Source organism: Pseudomonas sp. KBN10P06128 (genome assembly GCF_037574945.1).
In the GTDB taxonomy this organism is placed as follows: Bacteria; Pseudomonadota; Gammaproteobacteria; order Pseudomonadales; family Pseudomonadaceae; genus Pseudomonas; species Pseudomonas aeruginosa.
The window spans coordinates 1,747,431-1,764,902 of the sequence record NZ_JBBELR010000001.1 but is presented as its reverse complement, the minus strand read 5'-3'; the positions used below and the strand labels follow the sequence as shown (position 1 = coordinate 1,764,902).

The 17,472-nt window shown below is 66.0% G+C and carries 15 protein-coding genes; 8 read left to right on the top strand and 7 right to left on the bottom strand.

The window, feature by feature from the left end:
* Positions 1-186 precede the first annotated feature (186 nt).
* Together trxB and VQ065_RS08190 are read right to left on the bottom strand one after the other, a co-directional pair.
* Positions 187-1,137 carry a thioredoxin-disulfide reductase gene (gene trxB / locus VQ065_RS08195; RefSeq protein ID WP_003085844.1) on the bottom strand — a complete coding sequence of 317 codons (951 nt, stop codon included), beginning with the start codon at positions 1,135-1,137 and terminating at the stop codon, positions 187-189.
* A 133-nt stretch (positions 1,138-1,270) separates the two neighbouring features.
* A complete protein-coding gene (locus tag VQ065_RS08190) occupies positions 1,271-1,870 on the bottom strand; it encodes a peroxiredoxin (protein WP_003085842.1) in 600 nt (199 codons plus the stop codon).
* A gap of 184 nt (positions 1,871-2,054) precedes the next feature.
* On the opposite strand from VQ065_RS08190, the gene VQ065_RS08185 reads away from it, so the two are divergent.
* The 6 genes from VQ065_RS08185 (at position 2,055) to VQ065_RS08160 (ending at position 11,708) form a co-directional block, all read left to right on the top strand.
* Positions 2,055-4,010 carry a sensor domain-containing diguanylate cyclase gene (locus VQ065_RS08185; protein WP_031630121.1) on the top strand — a complete coding sequence of 652 codons (1,956 nt, stop codon included), beginning with the start codon at positions 2,055-2,057 and terminating at the stop codon, positions 4,008-4,010.
* Positions 4,011-4,094: 84 nt separating this feature from the next.
* The gene (gene cysZ, locus VQ065_RS08180) at positions 4,095-4,835 is read left to right on the top strand and encodes a sulfate transporter CysZ (RefSeq protein WP_003085838.1); all 741 of its coding nucleotides are present in this window, start codon (positions 4,095-4,097) and stop codon (positions 4,833-4,835) included.
* A gap of 377 nt (positions 4,836-5,212) precedes the next feature.
* Positions 5,213-7,225, top strand: coding sequence for a ceramidase CerN (gene cerN / locus VQ065_RS08175; protein ID WP_014603629.1), 2,013 nt, complete (start codon positions 5,213-5,215; stop codon positions 7,223-7,225).
* Between the two features lie 341 nt (positions 7,226-7,566).
* Positions 7,567-9,759, top strand: coding sequence for a phosphocholine-specific phospholipase C (locus VQ065_RS08170; protein ID WP_003085833.1), 2,193 nt, complete (start codon positions 7,567-7,569; stop codon positions 9,757-9,759).
* A 17-nt stretch (positions 9,760-9,776) separates the two neighbouring features.
* On the top strand, positions 9,777-10,400 hold the full coding sequence (gene plcR / locus VQ065_RS08165) for a phospholipase C accessory protein PlcR (RefSeq protein WP_009315289.1): 624 nt from the start codon (positions 9,777-9,779) through the stop codon (positions 10,398-10,400).
* Between the two features lie 87 nt (positions 10,401-10,487).
* On the top strand, positions 10,488-11,708 hold the full coding sequence (locus VQ065_RS08160; RefSeq protein WP_003085828.1) for a glycosyltransferase family 4 protein: 1,221 nt from the start codon (positions 10,488-10,490) through the stop codon (positions 11,706-11,708).
* A 3-nt stretch (positions 11,709-11,711) separates the two neighbouring features.
* Here VQ065_RS08160 and VQ065_RS08155 read toward each other — a convergent pair whose 3' ends face one another.
* From VQ065_RS08155 to VQ065_RS08135, 5 genes are all read right to left on the bottom strand, one after another.
* Complete coding sequence (locus tag VQ065_RS08155; protein ID WP_003085826.1) at positions 11,712-12,671, bottom strand: DegV family protein; 960 nt, start codon at positions 12,669-12,671, stop codon at positions 11,712-11,714.
* 190 nt (positions 12,672-12,861) lie between these two features.
* On the bottom strand, positions 12,862-13,974 hold the full coding sequence (locus VQ065_RS08150; RefSeq protein ID WP_003085824.1) for an NADH:flavin oxidoreductase: 1,113 nt from the start codon (positions 13,972-13,974) through the stop codon (positions 12,862-12,864).
* Positions 13,975-14,014: 40 nt separating this feature from the next.
* Positions 14,015-14,605: a TetR/AcrR family transcriptional regulator gene (locus VQ065_RS08145; RefSeq protein WP_003085819.1), complete on the bottom strand. Its 591-nt coding sequence runs from the start codon at positions 14,603-14,605 to the stop codon at positions 14,015-14,017.
* Positions 14,606-14,757: 152 nt separating this feature from the next.
* Positions 14,758-15,240 (bottom strand): glutathione peroxidase, encoded by a 483-nt coding sequence (locus VQ065_RS08140; protein WP_340080388.1) that lies wholly within the window; start codon positions 15,238-15,240, stop codon positions 14,758-14,760.
* A 205-nt stretch (positions 15,241-15,445) separates the two neighbouring features.
* Positions 15,446-15,931 (bottom strand): FKBP-type peptidyl-prolyl cis-trans isomerase, encoded by a 486-nt coding sequence (locus VQ065_RS08135; protein ID WP_003085816.1) that lies wholly within the window; start codon positions 15,929-15,931, stop codon positions 15,446-15,448.
* On the opposite strand from VQ065_RS08135, the gene VQ065_RS08130 reads away from it, so the two are divergent.
* Both VQ065_RS08130 and VQ065_RS08125 read left to right on the top strand, forming a co-directional pair.
* Positions 15,900-16,238 (top strand): DUF3565 domain-containing protein, encoded by a 339-nt coding sequence (locus VQ065_RS08130; protein WP_003109430.1) that lies wholly within the window; start codon positions 15,900-15,902, stop codon positions 16,236-16,238. The genes VQ065_RS08135 and VQ065_RS08130 overlap by 32 nt on opposite strands.
* Entirely contained in the window at positions 16,238-17,422 is a 1,185-nt protein-coding gene (locus VQ065_RS08125; protein WP_003085814.1) for an acetate kinase, read from the top strand. The genes VQ065_RS08130 and VQ065_RS08125 overlap by 1 nt, the downstream gene beginning before the upstream one ends.
* Positions 17,423-17,472: the final 50 nt, after the last annotated feature.

Below are 17,472 nucleotides of genomic sequence, written 5' to 3'. Positions count from 1 at the left end.
CAATTGCTCTATTCGCAGTCCGCCGTCCTTAAGTCGTGTTCTGCCGGTACGCCGCTCGGCCCCGATGTCCGCCGTCGGCGGATGCGTAACCGGACGACCCACTGCCCGCGGCTTTCCGAACGGACAAAGAAAAGCCCCGCCGAAGCGGGGCCTTCCTTGCACGCAGCACTCAGGGCTGTCTTCTCATCAGAGCGAATCGAGATAGCGCTCCACATCCAGCGCGGCCATGCAGCCGGCGCCGGCCGAGGTGATCGCCTGGCGGTAGACGTGGTCGGCCACGTCGCCGGCGGCGAACACACCCGGTACGTTGGTCGCGGTGGCGTTGCCTTCGCGCCCGCCGTTGACCACCAGGTAGCCGTCCTTCAGGGCCAGTTGCCCTTCGAACAGCGAGGTATTGGGAGTATGGCCGATGGCGACGAACATGCCATCCACGGCGATCTCCTCGCTGCCACCATCGCGGGTCTTCAGGCGCACGCCGGTGACGCCCATCGTGTCGCCAAGCACCTCATCGACCTCGGCGTTGAGCTTGAGCACTATCTTGCCTTCGGCGACCCGCGCCTGCAGCTTGTCCTGGAGAATCTTCTCGGCGCGGAAGGTCTCGCGACGATGCACCAGGGTCACCCGGCTGGCGATGTTGGCCAGGTACAGGGCCTCTTCGACAGCGGTATTGCCGCCGCCGATCACCGCCACTTCGCGGTTGCGGTAGAAGAAACCGTCGCAGGTGGCGCAGGCCGACACGCCCTTGCCCATGAACGCCTGCTCCGACGGCAACTCCAGGTAGCGCGCGCTGGCACCGGTGGCGACGATCAGTGCGTCGCAGGTGTAGGTGCCATTGTCGCCGCGCAGGGTGAACGGCTTGCCGGCCAGGTCCACGGCATGAATGTGGTCGAAGACGATCTCGGTCTCGAAGCGCTCGGCGTGCTCCTGCATCCGCTGCATCAGTGCCGGGCCGGTCAGGCCGTGGGGATCGCCCGGCCAGTTGTCGACCTCGGTGGTGGTGGTCAACTGGCCGCCGGCCTGCATGCCGGTGATCAGCAGCGGCTTGAGGTTGGCGCGCGCGGCGTAGACAGCCGCGCTGTAACCGGCGGGACCGGAACCGAGAATGATCACTCGGGCGTGGCGGAGGGTATCGGGCATCTCGTCGGACTCCTGCCGACATCAGCGTCGGCGCGAATAAAAACGGGGCCACCAAAGCACATGGGGAAGGCTTGGAAGGAGCGGTCGCCCCGGAAAAAGGTCGGTCGGGCACACTTCGCGCCCGCCATCGGGATCACAGAGCCTCGGCGTTCTCGGCCAGGTACGAGGCCACGCCCTCGGCGCTCGCCTTCATGCCTTTCTGGCCCTTGCGCCAGCCGGCCGGGCAGACCTCGCCGTGTTCCTCGGTGAACTGCAGGGCCTCGACCAGACGCACCATCTCGTCCACCTCGCGCCCCAGCGGCAGGTTGTTCACCACCTGGTGCTGGACCACCCCGGCGCGGTCGATCAGGAACGAAGCACGCAAGGCCACGCCGTCCTCGTGCTCGATGCCGTAGGCGCGGGTGATCTCGTGCTTGACGTCGGCGACCATGGTGAACTCGACCGCGCCGATGCCGCCCTTCTCCACCGGCGTGCTGCGCCAGGCGTGATGGGTGAACTGCGAGTCGATGGAGACACCGACCACCTCGACGCCCAGCTCGCGGAACTTATCCATGCGGTTGTTGTGGGCGATGATTTCCGAGGGGCAGACGAAAGTGAAGTCGAGCGGCCAGAAGAACAGCACGACGTACTTGCCGCGCAGGCTGGAAAGCTGGAAGGCATCGACGATGGAACCGTCGCCGAGGACCGCGGCAGCAGTGAAGTCGGGGGCTTGCTTGTTGACCAGTACGCTCATCGCGAGGCTCCTAGAAGGTTGGGTTGCGCCTGGCGACGCCAGGCTCCCGGAAGAATATGCAGCGCAGGTTACCCAGCCACGACGATACATTGAAATGTCGAATTTCAATTCGCACGATAGAGTCCGCCTATGCTCTCAACCTGCGGCTAGACTCATGCTGTCGTCCATTACCCGTCTTCACCGCATGCCCCTACGCACACGCCTGCTCTGGCTGTTCCTGCCGTTGCTGGCCGCCAGTCTCGGCGGTATCTGGCTCTTGTCGGAAAGCATCCTGCTGAGCCGTTTCGACCGAGAGGACCAGCAACGCCTGCAAGAGGGCGCCACCGTCCTGCACAACCGGCTGGACTTCGAGTTGAAGCGCCACCTGGACATCGTTCGCACCTACGCCTGGTGGGATGCCAGCTACGACTTCATCCAGCACCCCAACGAGACCTTCGAACAGGAAAACCTCGACCACGAGATGCTCGACGACCTGGGATTCGACTTCGTCCTGTTCCTCGACGACCGGGGTCACCTGCAACTGAAGCAGTGGTCCCCGCCCGCGCCCGACCAGCGCGTGCTCTTCGGCGCCCCCTCGGCCAGCGACCAGGCCCTGCTCGAGGCACTGCAGCAACGCGCCATCCGCCTCGGCGCGCTGGACTTTCGCGGACGCACCGACCACAGCCTGAGCGAGCTGCTGCTGGTCGACAACCTGCCGACCCTGCTGGTCAGCGTGCCTATCAGCAACAACCAGGGTAGCGCGCCGGCGAAGGGCGCGATCCTCGCCGGCTACTTCCTCGACCGGGAACGCCTGGCCAACCTCCGCGAACAGATGCAGGCCGACCTGCAACCGATGCCCAACATCGCCACCGACGCCACCTGGAAGCCGCTGCGCAGCCGCAGCGGCAGTACCCACAACCAGGCCCTGCTCAGCCCGCGGCGATTCATCGGCGAACATGTCCAGCAGGTCTCGGTGCAGTACCTGAGTTCCAGCGGCGAGCCGCAGCTGCGTTTCGACATCACCAAGAGACGCCTGCTCTACATCCAGGGCGAGAAGGCCATCAACTTCTTCCTCGGCGCCTCCCTGCTGGTCGCGCTGGGCGCTTTCCTGGTCGGCTACCTGGCCCTGGAGCTGTGGGTCCTGCGCCGGGTCCAACGGCTCAACCGGGAGGTCGCCGAAGTCGGACGCAACGCCCACTCGATACGCCTGAGCGACTTCGGCAACGACGAGCTGGGACAACTGGCGGGCGAGATGAACCAGATGCTCGAGCGCCTGGAACACAGCGAGGCGCGCGACCGGGCGATCCTCCAGTCGATGCGCGACGGCTACTTCGAAATGGACGTCGACGGCGTGATCCTCACCGTCAACCCCGCGCTCTGCCAACTGCTCGGTCAGACGCGCGAAACGCTGATCGGCCATCCCTACTACGAACTGCTCGGCGAAGACGACCTGGCGCGTGCCCGCCAACCCTTCCAGCGCGCCATGCAGAGCGGCGCAGGCAAGACCTTCGCCATCCCCCTGCAGCGCGCCGACGGCAGCCTCGGCTACTTCGAGGCCACGGTTTCGCTGATCCACGACCTGCAGGGCGAACTGCGGGGCTACCGCGGCATCGTCCGCGACGTCAGCGACCAGATCGCCTACCAGCAGCAATTGCTGGAAATGGCCTACCGCGACCCGCTGACCGGCCTGGGCAACCGCAAGGCCTTCGACGAACAGCTCGGCCAGGCGTTGCTTCGCGCCGGCTCCGGCGGAAGCGAACTGGCCCTGCTGTACCTGGACCTGGACCGCTTCAAGGAGGTCAACGACCGCTTCGGCCACGACGTCGGCGACGCCCTCCTCAGGACCGTCGCCGAACGGGTACGCAGCACCCTGCGGCAGCCGGACAAGGCCTACCGCCTGGGCGGCGACGAATTCGCCGTGCTCCTCGAGGACAGCCAGGAAAACAATCCGCAGCGCCTCGCAGAACGCCTGCTGGCGGCGCTGGTCCAACCGATCGCGCTGAATGGCGAACGCATCGACTTCGTCACCCCGAGCATCGGCATCGCTCTCTACCCGCGGCATGCCGGCGATGCCGAAGGACTGGTCCGTGCCGCCGACAGCGCCATGTACGAGGCCAAGCGCCAGCGCAACCACTATTGCCTGTACCGGGCGCAAGCCTGAAATGCGCGGTCAAACAGGCTCTGTCGCGGGCTTTCGCCAGTCTGCTAAGGTTTCAGCCCGCATCCCATCGGAGAACCATTCCCTATGCCAGCCCTGAGCGGCCCGCAATACCTCGGCGAAGGCCTGAAGCTGATCATGCGTCCCGGCCTGCGCCTGTTCGTGCTGATCCCCCTGACCCTCAACCTGCTGGTGTTCGCCCTGCTGATCGGCTTCGCGATGCAGCAGTTCAGCCACTGGGTCGACCTGCTGATGCCCAGCCTGCCCGACTGGCTGAGCTTCCTGCAGTACATCGTCTGGCCGTTGTTCGTCCTGCTGGTGCTGGTGATCGTGTTCTTCACCTTCACCATGGTCGCCAACATCATCTCCGCGCCGTTCAACGGCTTCCTCTCGGAAAAGGTCGAGGTGGTGGTTCGCGGCCGCGACGACTTCCCGCCGTTCAGCTGGGCCGAACTGCTGGCGATGATCCCGCGCACCATGGGTCGCGAGATGCGCAAGCTCGCCTACTTCCTGCCGCGCGCGCTGGTGCTGCTGGTGCTGAGCTTCGTGCCCGGGGTCAACCTGATCGCCACGCCGCTGTGGATCCTCTTCGGCATCTGGATGATGGCGGTGCAGTACATCGACTATCCGGCGGACAACCACAAGCTCGGCTGGAACGAGATGCTCGCCTGGCTGCGCAGCAAGCGCTGGGCGTGCATGGGTTTCGGCGGGATGACCTACCTGGCGCTGCTGATCCCGCTGGTCAACCTGGTCATGATGCCCGCCGCCGTCGCCGGCGCCACCCTGTTCTGGGTCCGCGAGGAAGGCGAGAAGGCGCTGGTGAAATAAGCATGCGTCCGGTGTCCGCTGTCGGCATTGTCAGGCGGGCGTCAGCGCCCTGACAGCCGGCGCCGGGCACACTACGAATGCCCTCGGGAGCGTCGGCGCAGGCCGCAGCCGAGACCTGCGCCAGCCCTTGCAGACCGGCTCGACGCTGCCGAACCGACTGGCCGCCGGTGCCTCCCCACGCAGGCGGCCTTTTTTTACCCGCCTGCCTTGCCGTCCATGCAGGATGGCCGGCGCTCACCCCCTTCCTGTCCGCTACGCCCCCCTCGACTCCACCACCCTGGCACTACAGTGGCAACCAGGCGAAGCAGGCTCCGGCCCGCTTTCGATGACCACCGTCCCCAGCCCGCCCAGCGGCGGAAAACAAGAAGAGGGTCGCCATGTCACGTTCCGCATTCACCGCGCTCTTGCTGTCCTGCGTCCTGCTGGCGCTCTCCATGCCTGCCAGGGCCGACGACCTGCCCTACCGCTTCGGCCTGGGCAAGGCGGACATCACCGGCGAAGCCGCCGAAGTCGGCATGATGGGTTACTCCTCCCTCGAACAGAAGACCGCCGGCATCCACATGCGCCAGTGGGCGCGTGCCTTCGTGATCGAGGAAGCGGCCAGCGGACGTCGCCTGGTCTACGTCAACACCGACCTGGGGATGATCTTCCAGGCCGTGCACCTGAAGGTCCTGGCCCGGCTCAAGGCGAAGTACCCCGGTGTCTACGACGAGAACAACGTGATGCTCGCCGCCACCCACACCCACTCCGGTCCGGGCGGCTTCTCCCACTACGCGATGTACAACCTGTCGGTGCTCGGCTTCCAGGAAAAGACCTTCAATGCCATCGTCGACGGCATCGTCCGCTCCATCGAGCGGGCCCAGGCCAGGTTGCAGCCCGGCCGCCTGTTCTACGGCAGCGGCGAGCTGCGCAACGCCAGCCGCAACCGTTCGCTGCTGTCGCACCTGAAGAATCCGGACATCGCCGGCTACGAGGATGGCATCGACCCGCAGATGAGCGTGCTCAGCTTCGTCGACGCCAACGGCGAGCTGGCCGGCGCGATCAGTTGGTTCCCGGTGCACAGCACCTCGATGACCAACGCCAATCACCTGATCTCCCCGGACAACAAGGGCTACGCCTCCTATCACTGGGAGCACGACGTCAGCCGCAAGAGCGGTTTCGTCGCCGCCTTCGCCCAGACCAATGCCGGCAACCTGTCGCCCAACCTGAACCTGAAGCCCGGCTCCGGTCCCTTCGACAACGAGTTCGACAACACCCGCGAGATCGGTCTGCGCCAATTCGCCAAGGCCTACGAGATCGCCGGCCAGGCTCAGGAGGAGGTGCTCGGCGAACTGGATTCGCGCTTCCGTTTCGTCGACTTCACCCGCCTGCCGATCCGCCCGGAGTTCACCGACGGCCAGCCGCGCCAGTTGTGCACCGCGGCCATCGGCACCAGCCTGGCCGCCGGTAGCACCGAAGACGGTCCAGGCCCGCTGGGGCTGGATGAAGGCAACAATCCGTTCCTCTCGGCCCTTGGCGGGTTGCTCACCGGCGTGCCGCCGCAGGAACTGGTGCAATGCCAGGCGGAAAAGACCATCCTCGCCGACACCGGCAACAAGAAACCCTACCCCTGGACGCCGACGGTGCTGCCGATCCAGATGTTCCGCATCGGCCAGTTGGAACTGCTCGGCGCCCCCGCCGAGTTCACCGTGATGGCCGGGGTGCGGATCCGCCGCGCGGTGCAGGCGGCCAGCGAAGCGGCCGGTATCCGCCATGTGGTCTTCAATGGCTACGCGAATGCCTATGCCAGCTACGTCACCACCCGCGAGGAATACGCCGCCCAGGAATACGAAGGCGGCTCGACCCTCTACGGCCCCTGGACCCAGGCCGCCTACCAGCAGTTGTTCGTCGACATGGCGGTGGCGCTGCGCGAACGCCTGCCGGTGGAAACCTCGGCGATAGCGCCGGACCTGTCCTGCTGCCAGATGAACCTCCAGACCGGAGTAGTGGCCGACGATCCCTATATCGGCAAGTCCTTCGGCGACGTGTTGCAACAACCCAGGGAAAGTTATCGCATCGGCGACAAGGTGACCGTCGCTTTCGTGACCGGACATCCGAAGAATGACTTACGCACCGAGAAGACTTTCCTGGAAGTGGTGAATATCGGCAAGGATGGCAAACAAACGCCCGTGACCGTTGCCACCGATAATGACTGGGATACTCAATACCGCTGGGAGAGAGTGGGTATATCTGCCTCGAAAGCGACTATCAACTGGTCCATTCCACCAGGGACCGAGCCCGGCCATTACTACATCAGGCACTACGGCAACGCGAAGAACTTCTGGACCCAGAAGATCAGCGAAATCGGCGGTTCGACCCGCTCCTTCGAGGTACTCGGCACCACTCCCTAGCGGGCTCCAGCCAAGGTTGCGAGATTCGCCAGCCAACTTTATGACGCATGAAATTCGTCAAATAAAATGTGATTTAAAACACATGAACAAGTGACCTTTCATTCAGCCGACAAGGGCATGGAACTCCATTTCCATGCCCTTTGTTTTTATCCCGAAAAACTTCTCAAGTTGTCGCTCAAGGTCATATCGAAGTCGCTTTCGGGATCAACCGATAAATTATCGCCATGAAACCATCGGCTCGCTGTATTCCCTGCCGGAAAAACAGCGAAGACGATTAATCATCTCGAAACAAGAAGTACGCAGATTGATGGAAATCAAAAAACCACCCGGGAAATAAAACGATGACCGAAAACTGGAAATTCCGCCGTCGAACCTTTCTCAAGCACGGCGCCCAGGCCGCTACCCTGGCCGGCCTTTCCGGGCTGTTCCCGGAGACGCTCCGGCGCGCCCTGGCCATCGAGCCGGACATCCGCACCGGAACCATCCAGGACGTCCAGCACGTGGTCATCCTGATGCAGGAGAACCGCAGCTTCGATCACTACTTCGGCCACCTCAACGGCGTCCGCGGCTTCAACGATCCTCGCGCGCTCAAGCGCCAGGACGGCAAGCCGGTCTGGTACCAGAACTACAAGTACGAGTTCTCCCCCTATCACTGGGATACCAAAGTCACCAGCGCCCAGTGGGTGAGTTCGCAGAACCATGAATGGTCGGCCTTCCACGCGATCTGGAACCAGGGCCGCAACGACAAGTGGATGGCGGTGCAGTACCCCGAAGCCATGGGCTACTTCAAGCGCGGCGACATTCCCTACTACTACGCCCTGGCCGACGCCTTCACCCTGTGCGAGGCCTACCACCAGTCGATGATGGGCCCGACCAATCCGAACCGCCTCTACCACATGAGCGGACGCGCCGCCCCCAGCGGCGACGGCAAGGACGTACACATCGGCAACGACATGGGCGACGGCACCATCGGCGCCAGCGGCACGGTGGACTGGACCACCTATCCCGAGCGGCTAAGCGCCGCTGGCGTGGACTGGCGGGTCTACCAGGAAGGCGGCTACCGCTCCTCGTCACTCTGGTACCTGTACGTCGACGCCTACTGGAAATACCGGCTCCAGGAGCAGAACAACTACGACTGCAACGCCCTCGCCTGGTTCAGGAACTTCAAGAACGCTCCGCGCGATTCGGACCTCTGGCAGCGCGCCATGCTCGCCCGCGGCGTCGACCAGTTGCGCAAGGATGTGCAAGAAAACACGCTGCCGCAGGTGTCCTGGATCGTCGCGCCCTACTGCTACTGCGAGCATCCCTGGTGGGGCCCCTCGTTCGGCGAGTACTACGTGACCCGGGTGCTCGACGCGCTGACCAGCAACCCCGAGGTCTGGGCCAGGACCGTGTTCATCCTCAACTACGACGAGGGCGACGGCTTCTATGACCACGCCAGCGCCCCGGTGCCGCCGTGGAAGGATGGCGTCGGCCTTTCCACGGTCAGCACCGCCGGCGAGATCGAGGCATCCAGCGGGCTGCCCATCGGGCTCGGCCACCGCGTCCCGCTGATCGCCATCTCGCCCTGGTCGAAGGGCGGCAAGGTCAGCGCCGAAGTGTTCGACCATACCTCGGTGCTGCGCTTCCTCGAACGCCGCTTCGGCGTCGTCGAGGAAAACATCTCGCCCTGGCGGCGTGCCGTCTGCGGCGACCTGACTTCGCTGTTCGACTTCCAGGGCGCAGGCGATACCCAGGTCGCCCCCGACCTGACCAACATCCCGCAGAGCGACGCGCGCAAGGAGGACGCCTACTGGCAGCAGTTCTACCGGCCCAGTCCCAAATACTGGTCCTACGAGCCCAAGAGCCTGCCCGGCCAGGAAAAGGGCCAGCGCCCTACCCTCGCGGTGCCCTACCAGTTGCACGCCACGCTGGCCCTCGACATCGCCGCCGGCAAGCTGCGCCTGACCCTGGGCAACGACGGCATGAGCCTGCCGGGCAATCCGCAGGGACACTCCGCTGCGGTATTCCAGGTGCAGCCGCGGGAAGTCGGCAATCCGCGCTTCTATACCGTGACCAGCTATCCGGTGGTCCAGGAAAGCGGAGAGGAACTGGGCCGGACCCTCAACGACGAACTCGACGACCTGCTCGACGCCAACGGCCGCTACGCCTTCGAGGTGCACGGCCCCAACGGCTTCTTCCGCGAGTTCCACGGCAACCTGCATCTCGCCGCGCAGATGGCGCGGCCCGAGGTATCGGTCACCTATCAACGCAACGGCAACCTGCAGTTGAACATCCGCAATCTCGGCCGCCTGCCGTGCAGCGTGACGGTGACGCCGAACCCGGCCTATACCCGGGAGGGCAGCCGTCGCTATGAACTCGAACCGAACCAGGCGATCAGTGAAGTGTGGCTGTTACGCAGCAGCCAGGGCTGGTACGACCTCAGCGTGACCGCCAGCAATACGGAAGCCAACTATCTCCGCCGCCTGGCCGGACACGTCGAGACCGGCAAGCCGAGCAGGAGCGATCCATTGCTCGACATCGCAGCGACCTGAAGCGAGGAGTCCATCGCATGAGACCTACCCTGACCTGGACCTTGCTGGCCCTGCTGCTCTGCGGCACGGCCATCGGCGCCGTCCTGTTGCTTTACCCATCGGAGCCGGCGCCCGTCGCGCCCTTCGCGTCTCCCCCGCAGGCCACACCGGCGGCAAAACCTTCCATTCCTTCCCGAGCCCCCGAGATGAATACAGCCACCGCTCCCGACAACCTGGAACAGCAACTCGGCGAGTTCGGCCGCAACGCCGGGCAGATGTCCGAGATCGAACGCAAACAGGCCGCCGAAGGCCTGATCGAACAGCTCAAGCGCGAGGTGGCGGTCGGCGCCGATCCGCGCCAGACCTTCGAGGAGATCCAGCGTCTGACGCCCTATGTGGAGGCCGATGCCAGGCGCCGCGAGGCGCTCGACTTCGAGATCTGGATGGCGCTCAAGGACAACGCCTCCGTCCAGCAGCAAGCGCCGACGCCTGGCGAGGAAGAGCAACTGCGCGAATACGCGCAAGAGTCGGACAAGGTGATCGCCGAGGTGCTCGCCAGCGTCGACGGCGAGGAGCAGCGTCACGCCGCCATCGACGAACGCCTCAAGGCCCTGCGCAAGCAGATCTTCGGCGAGGAGAACCCACGCCTGCTGCAACGCTGAAATCCACGGCGCCCCGACCGGGGCGCCGTCACGCAAGCGTCACCAAAACTTCACATCCGCTACACGGCGTCGGTCGACACTGACGTCATGAGCAGACCTCTAAGCATCGCCCTGATCAGCGAAACCTACCCACCGGAAGTCAACGGCGTCGCCAATACCCTGGGTCGCCTGCATGCCGGTCTCCAGCAGCTTGGCCATCGGGTTCAGGTGGTGCGCCCGCGCCAGCCCGGCGACGACGGCCGGCGCAGCGACGCCGAGCTGGTGCTGACCCGCGGCTGGCCGTTGCCCGGCTACCCCGGCCTGCAATGGGGCATGTCGAGCCTGCACAAGCTGCTGCGCTGCTGGAAGCGCCAGCGCCCGGACGTGCTCTACATCGCCACCGAAGGCCCGCTCGGCTTCTCCGCCCTGCGCGCCGCGCGGCGCCTGGGCATCCCGGCGGTCAGCGGTTTCCACACCAACTTCCAGCAGTACAGCGAGCACTACGGCTTCGGCCCGCTGACCCGGCTGGTCACCGGCTACCTGCGCTGGTTCCACAACCGCACGCAGATGACCCTGGTGCCCAGCGGCAGCCAGCGCATGGAATTGCAACGGCGCGGTTTCGAACGCCTCAACCTGCTCTCCCGCGGGGTCGACAGCCAACTCTTCCATCCCTCCCGGCGCGATCCCGAACTACGCCGGCGCTGGGGCCTGGGCGAACAGGACATCGCCGTGCTGCACGTCGGCCGGCTGGCGGCGGAGAAGAACCTCGGCCTGCTCGGCGGCACCTTCCGCGCGCTCTGCGCCGCCCATCCGCAGCTGAAGCTGCGCCTGGTACTGGTGGGCGACGGGCCGGAGCGCAAGCACCTCGAACGGGACCTGCCCGAAGCGCTGTTCTGCGGCGTCCAGCGCGGCGAAACCCTGGCCGCCCACTACGCCTCGGGCGACCTGTTCCTCTTCCCAAGCCTGTCGGAGACCTTCGGCAACGTGGTCCTCGAAGCCCAGGCCGCCGGCCTCGCGGTGGTCGCCTTCGACCAGGCCGCCGCCGGCCAGCACATCCGCCATGGGCACAACGGCGTGCTCGCCGCGCCGGGCGACAAGAGCGGCTTCGTCGAAGTCGCCAGTTGGCTGCTGGACGACCAGGAACGCCTGCGCCGGGTCCGTCTCAACGCCCGCCAGCACGCCAGCCGGCAAGGTTGGGACAGCATCGTCGAGCACTTCCAGAACTACCTGGAGGACGCCTGCGCCAGTCCGCTGGTCCAGCCCGCTCGGTCGAAGCCCGAGCGGCCGCCGGCGGAGGATGGCGGGGCCTTGCCACGCAGCCGCGAGTAGCTCTCAGGCAAAGGCTTTCGGCGCGGCGATGAAGCCCAGGCTCATGGCCCCGGCGCCCAGATTGATGCCGCCGGTGGGACTGAGCATGCCCAGGTGCAAGTGGATGTCGCGCTCGCGGCAGGCGTTCTCCAGCGCGGCGAAGCCCGGCAGGTCGCGCAGCGCGGTCGGATCGCCGGCATAGCTGAGACCCAGTTGCGGTGCCAGCAGCTCACCCGCCTGTACCCGCGCCAGGGCATAGCCGAACAGCTTCTCCGCCGACTTCTCGAAGCTCGGCGAGAGCGCCACCGGTTTGTCCTCGCCATCGGCCAGGCTGAACACCGGCTTGACGTCGAGCAGCGAGCCCAACCCCAGCGCCGCGCCCTTGACCCGGTCGACGAAACCGCTGCGATCGCCCTTCTGGAAGCCGCGCCGGCGCAAGTGGCCCAGGTCGTCGGCGACCAGGTAGGTGCAGGTCTGCTGGCTGAGCTGTTCGAGGCGCGTGCGCAGCGCGTTGGGGTGGCTGCCCTGCGCCAGCAGGCGCGTGCCCTCGGCCGCCAGGCAGGCGATGCCGGCGAACACCGAGTGGCTGTCGAGTACGCGCAGGGTGAAGGGACCGGCGATGCCGGCCGCGTGGCGGCGCTCGTGGTAGTGCTGGAGCAGGCCGAAGGAGGCCTGGGTGGCGTGCTCGAAGATCGGACTGCGCAGGCTGTCGACGGTGAGGCAGACCACGTAGTCGAAGTCGGTCACCAGTTCGTCGAGGAACCATTGTTGCAACTCGGCGGCGGAGAGCGGCTGGCTGCCGTCCTTGCTACCGACCTTGGGCAGGTGGTCGCGGTAGAAGCTCAGGGTGGTGTCGGGGTCGCGTCGATCGATGAGCCGCTGCTCGCCCAGGCGGATCCCGATCGGCATCACGCGGATGCCGTGGGCGGCGAGGAATTCGGGCGGCAGGTCGCAGGTCGCGTCGACCACCAGGCCGATACGCATGGATTCGCTCCTCTGGCCGTTTCTCGGCCTATTGTTGTGTTGGCGGTCATACAATGCCGGTTTCGGACTTTGAAGTCAGCCGGTCGCAGGGCGGGTTTTCGGAAAAAATCACGGCCATGAAAAATCCCACCCCGAGGGGTGGGATCTGCTTGCTGGCGCGGCGCCGGGCCGGTGCGTCGCGGACGCGCCTTCAGACCAGGCTGGCCAGGGCCTCGCGGCTGAACGGCTTGATGTCGCCGATACGCCCCTCGCGGACCTTCACCGCCCACTCCGGATCCACCAGCAGCGCGCGGCCCACCGCGACAAGGTCGAACTCGCCCTTGTCCAGGCGCTCCACCAGGCCGTCGATGCTCGCCGGCTGCGCCACCTCGTCGGTTTTGCCGAAGAATTGCAGGAACTCGCTGCCGTCCAGGCCGACGTTACCCACGGTAATGGTCGGCTTGCCGGTCAGCTCGCGGGTCCAGCCGGCCAGGTTGAGTTCCGAGCCTTCGAACTCGGGAATCCAGAAGCGGCGGGTCGAGCAGTGGAAGATGTCGACGCCGGCCTCCACCAGCGGCGCGAGGAACTCGCGCAGGCCCTCCGGGGTTTCCACCAGGCGCGCGGAATAGTCCTGCTGCTTCCATTGGGAGAAGCGGAAGATGATCGGGAAATCCGCGCCGACCGCCGCGCGCACCGCCCGCACCAGCTCGACGGCGAAGCGCGAGCGATTGGCCAGGCTGCCGCCGTACTCGTCGTCCCGCTGGTTGCTGCCTTCCCAGAAGAACTGGTCGATCAGGTAGCCGTGGGCGCCGTGGATCTCCACCCCATCCATGCCGATCGCCTGGGCGTCGCGGGCGGCCTGGGCGAAGGCGGCGATGACCTCCTGGATGTCGGCCTTGCTCATGCCGTGGACCAGCACCTTGCCGTCCTTGGCCTTCTCCATCGGGCCGTAGCCGGGCACGCTGGCGTCCGGCTCCACGCCCAGGCGCCGAACGCTGCCGACGTGCCAGAGCTGCGGAACGATGCGCCCGCCCTCGGCATGCACTGCGTCGACCACCTGCTTCCAGCCGGCCAGGGCGTCCTCGCCATAGAAGCGCGGCACGTTCGGATAACCGTTGGCGGCCTTGTGGCCGACCGTGGTGCCTTCGCTGACGATCAGGCCGACGCCGGCGGCGGCGCGCCGGCGGTAGTACTCGACGACCTTGGCGTTGGGTACGCCGCCCGGGGAAAAGTTGCGGGTCATCGGCGCCATCACCACACGGGTGGGCAGCTCCAGGGCGCCGAGACGGAACGGTTGGAACAGGGCTTCTACGGGGGCACTCATGGACGGACTCCTGAGGGGGAATGGGAGGTTCGGGCAGGTATCAGGCGCGGAGCAGCAGCTCCAGGCGCGACATGAAAGCATTCAACGGAGCGAGGCCGGCGCCGACCTTGAAGCGCGCCAGGGCGCCCTGCCAGGCGAAGCCGATGAAGCCGGCCAGGCTCGCGCAGTCCTCGTCGGCGGCCAGTTCGCCGGCCTCGCGCGCCTGCTCCAGGCAGTCCTGGAGGATTTGCGCGGAAGCCTGCAGGATCGACTCGACCTTGGCCGCGATCGGCGGCGACAGCTCGGCCATCTCGAAGCTCAGGCTGCCGATGAAGCAGTGGTATTCGGGCTTTTCCTGGCGGGCGAAGTGCTCCAGCAGCTCGCCGTAGTAGCGCAGCACCCGCTCGCGCGGGCTGAAGCGGCTGTCGCCGAGGGCCTGGGCGTAGCGCGCCAGGCGCGGCGCGTAGACGTGCTCCAGGGCCTGCTGGGCGAAGGCTTCCTTGCTGTCGAAGTAGTGATAGAAGGAGCCCTTGGGGATGCGCGCGGCCTGGACGATCTCCAGCACCCCGGTGCCGTGGTAGCCACGCCGGGTCATGACCTCGGAGCCCTTGGCCAGGATCAGTTCGCGCTTGTCGAGTCGGTTGCTAGTCATGGAACGAGAGAATATGACCGGTCGTCTCGTCCGCCCAGCATTATCAACGGCGGTGATCAGGCGTTACAGGCAGGGACTTATCGCGTTGCGTCATGAACCGGCGCAAGACAGGAAAGGAAGCGGCGGGACGCGAACGCGTCCCGCGGGGGAGATCAACCCAGGGCCTTCTCGATGGCTTGCACCAGGGCCGGGTCGTCCGGCGCCGTGCGCGGGCTGAAACGCGCCAGCACGCGACCGTCGGGACCGAGGAGGAATTTCTCGAAGTTCCAGGTGATGTCGCCGGGAAACTCCGCGCCCTCGCCCGCCAGCAGGCGATAGAGCGGATGCCGCGCGCTGCCGTTGACCTCGACCTTGGCGCTCATCGGGAAGCTGACGCCATAGTTCAGGCTGCAGAAGGACTGGATATCCGCCTCGCTGCCCGGCTCCTGGCCGGCGAACTGGTTGCAGGGCACGCCGAGCACCGCGAAACCGCGCTCGCGGTAGGTCTGGTAGAGATTCTCCAGGCCGACGTACTGGGGTGTCAGGCCGCATTTGGAGGCGACATTGACCACCAGCAGCACCTTGCCCTTGAACGGGGAAAGCGGCAGGTCCTGTCCCTCCAACCCCTGCAGGGTGAGATCGTGAAAGGCACTCATGACGTACTCCTTGCGCATTCAGCGACACAACGTGCCAAGCCCCGCACCGGGCAAGAACCCTGGCTGCGGCGCATCCCCAGGGACGGGGTAAAGAGCCCAGGCATGGCGCATGACGCGAAAGGCGCCCAAAGGCGCCTTTCGCTATACCAGCTTAGCAGTTCCGCCGGCGGACGGCCCAGGGCATCAATCGGCGAATGAACGCCGATCAGTGGTGGTGACCGCCTTCGCCATGGATGTGACCATGGGCGATTTCCTCGGCGTTGGCCTCGCGCACGTCGACTACCTTGACCTTGAAGTTCAGGCGCTGGCCGGCCAGCGGATGGTTGCCATCGACGGTCACGTCGTCGCCGTCGATGTCGCGGATGGTGACGATCTGCATGCCGCCGTCCGGAGCCGAGGCGTGGAACTGCATGCCGACTTCCAGTTCGTCGACGCCTTCGAACATCTCGCGGGTCAGGGTCGCGACCAGTTCGGCGCTGTATTCGCCATAGGCGTCTTCCGGCTCGATGGCGACGCTCAGTTCGTCACCGACGTTCTTGCCTTCCAGGGCCTTCTCCAGGCCGACGATGATGTTGCCGGCACCGTGCAGGTAGACCAGCGGCGCGCCACCAGCGGAACTGTCGATGACATCCCCGGCGTCGTTGGTCAGGGTATAGTCGATGGAAACCGCCTTGTTGGCCGCGATCTGCATGGTTCGAAACCTTTTCGATAAAGAAGATGAATGCGTAAGTGTACGCATCAATAGCCCCGAAAGCGACCGCGCCCCTGATGAACGGGGCGCGCGAGCGCCGTCGCGGGTGATTGATTTTCATCAGGACGAGGAAGGCCATTGGGTGGCAGTCTTGTCCTGTGGCCATACTCAACACCTGCGCCACCAACCGCCCTGGCAATCGCGCGCCTGGGTCCTTGACGAAAACGAGCGGCACAGACAGCTCGGCCGCGAATTTCGCTGCGGCTGGTGTGCCCGGGAAGAAGAAGAGCAGACCAAGGAGCAGTGATGCCCTCACGCAACATACTGGTGATCAACTGCGGCAGTTCGTCGATCAAGTTCGCCCTGGTCAACGAGGCCCACTCCCTGTTTCCCCTGCACGGCCTCGCCGAGCGCCTGGGCAGCCGCGATGCGGTGCTGCGCTGGAAGCGCGGCGGCGACAGCGACAGCCTGATGATTCCCAACGCCGACCACCGCGCCGCCCTCGCCCAGTTGCTGCCGATGGTGCAGAACGCCGCGGGCGGCAAGCTCCACGGCATCGGCCACCGGGTGGTGCATGGCGGCGAGCTGTTCACCCATGCCACGCGCATCGACGACCGGGTGGTCGAGGCGATCCGGGCCACCGCGCCGCTGGCGCCGCTGCACAACCCGGCCAACCTGCAAGGCATCGAGGCAGCGATGACGCTGTTTCCCAAGCTGCCCCACGTCGCCGTGTTCGACACCGCCTTCCACCAGAGCCTGCCGGAGCACGCCTACCGCTACGCCCTGCCGGAGGCCCTCTACCGTGAGCATGGCGTGCGCCGCTACGGCTTCCACGGCACCAGCCACCGCTACGTCAGCCACCGCGCCGCGGAAATGGCCGGGTTGGCGGTCGGCGACAGCAGTTGGCTCAGCGCCCACCTCGGCAACGGCAGCTCGACCTGCGCCATCGTCAACGGCCAGAGCCTCGACACCAGCATGGGCCTGACCCCGCTGGAAGGCCTGGTAATGGGCACCCGCAGCGGCGACGTCGACCCCAACCTGCACAGCCACCTGGCGCGGACCCTGGGCTGGAGCCTGGAGCGCATCGACTCGATGCTGAACAACGAAAGCGGCCTGCTCGGCCTCTCCGACCTGTCCAACGACATGCGCACCCTGGAGCAGGAGCGCGAGCAGGGCCACCCCGGCGCGGCCCTGGCGATCGAGGTGTTCTGCTACCGCCTGGCCAAGTCCCTGGCGGCGATGAGCTGCGCCCTGCCGCAACTGGACGGGGTGATCTTCACCGGTGGCATCGGCGAGAACTCGCCGCTGGTGCGCGCCAAGACCGCCGCCCACCTGCGGCTGTTCGACCTGCGCCTCGACCAGGAGGCCAACGCCCGCTGCGTGCGCGGCGTCGCCGGGCCGATCCAGGCCGCGGGGCATCCGCGGGTACTGGTGATCCCGACCAACGAAGAGCGGCAGATCGCCCTCGACACGCTGGCCCTGCTCGACTGAACTGGATCGACGCCCCCGCCCAACCAGGCGGCGTGGCCAAACGCACGGCT

Excerpts from the sequence above, each read along its gene's own strand:
- trxB (WP_003085844.1), bottom strand. The coding sequence starts at position 1,137 with ATGCCCGATACCCTCCGCCACGCCCGAGTGATCATTCTCGGTTCCGGT.
- VQ065_RS08190 (WP_003085842.1), bottom strand. The coding sequence starts at position 1,870 with ATGAGCGTACTGGTCAACAAGCAAGCCCCCGACTTCACTGCTGCCGCG.
- VQ065_RS08185 (WP_031630121.1), top strand. The coding sequence starts at position 2,055 with ATGCCCCTACGCACACGCCTGCTCTGGCTGTTCCTGCCGTTGCTGGCC.
- cysZ (WP_003085838.1), top strand. The coding sequence starts at position 4,095 with ATGCCAGCCCTGAGCGGCCCGCAATACCTCGGCGAAGGCCTGAAGCTG.
- cerN (WP_014603629.1), top strand. The coding sequence starts at position 5,213 with ATGTCACGTTCCGCATTCACCGCGCTCTTGCTGTCCTGCGTCCTGCTG.
- VQ065_RS08170 (WP_003085833.1), top strand. The coding sequence starts at position 7,567 with ATGACCGAAAACTGGAAATTCCGCCGTCGAACCTTTCTCAAGCACGGC.
- plcR (WP_009315289.1), top strand. The coding sequence starts at position 9,777 with ATGAGACCTACCCTGACCTGGACCTTGCTGGCCCTGCTGCTCTGCGGC.
- VQ065_RS08160 (WP_003085828.1), top strand. The coding sequence starts at position 10,488 with ATGAGCAGACCTCTAAGCATCGCCCTGATCAGCGAAACCTACCCACCG.
- VQ065_RS08155 (WP_003085826.1), bottom strand. The coding sequence starts at position 12,671 with ATGCGTATCGGCCTGGTGGTCGACGCGACCTGCGACCTGCCGCCCGAA.
- VQ065_RS08150 (WP_003085824.1), bottom strand. The coding sequence starts at position 13,974 with ATGAGTGCCCCCGTAGAAGCCCTGTTCCAACCGTTCCGTCTCGGCGCC.
- VQ065_RS08145 (WP_003085819.1), bottom strand. The coding sequence starts at position 14,605 with ATGACTAGCAACCGACTCGACAAGCGCGAACTGATCCTGGCCAAGGGC.
- VQ065_RS08140 (WP_340080388.1), bottom strand. The coding sequence starts at position 15,240 with ATGAGTGCCTTTCACGATCTCACCCTGCAGGGGTTGGAGGGACAGGAC.
- VQ065_RS08130 (WP_003109430.1), top strand. The coding sequence starts at position 15,900 with ATGGAAACCGCCTTGTTGGCCGCGATCTGCATGGTTCGAAACCTTTTC.
- VQ065_RS08135 (WP_003085816.1), bottom strand. The coding sequence starts at position 15,931 with ATGCAGATCGCGGCCAACAAGGCGGTTTCCATCGACTATACCCTGACC.
- VQ065_RS08125 (WP_003085814.1), top strand. The coding sequence starts at position 16,238 with ATGCCCTCACGCAACATACTGGTGATCAACTGCGGCAGTTCGTCGATC.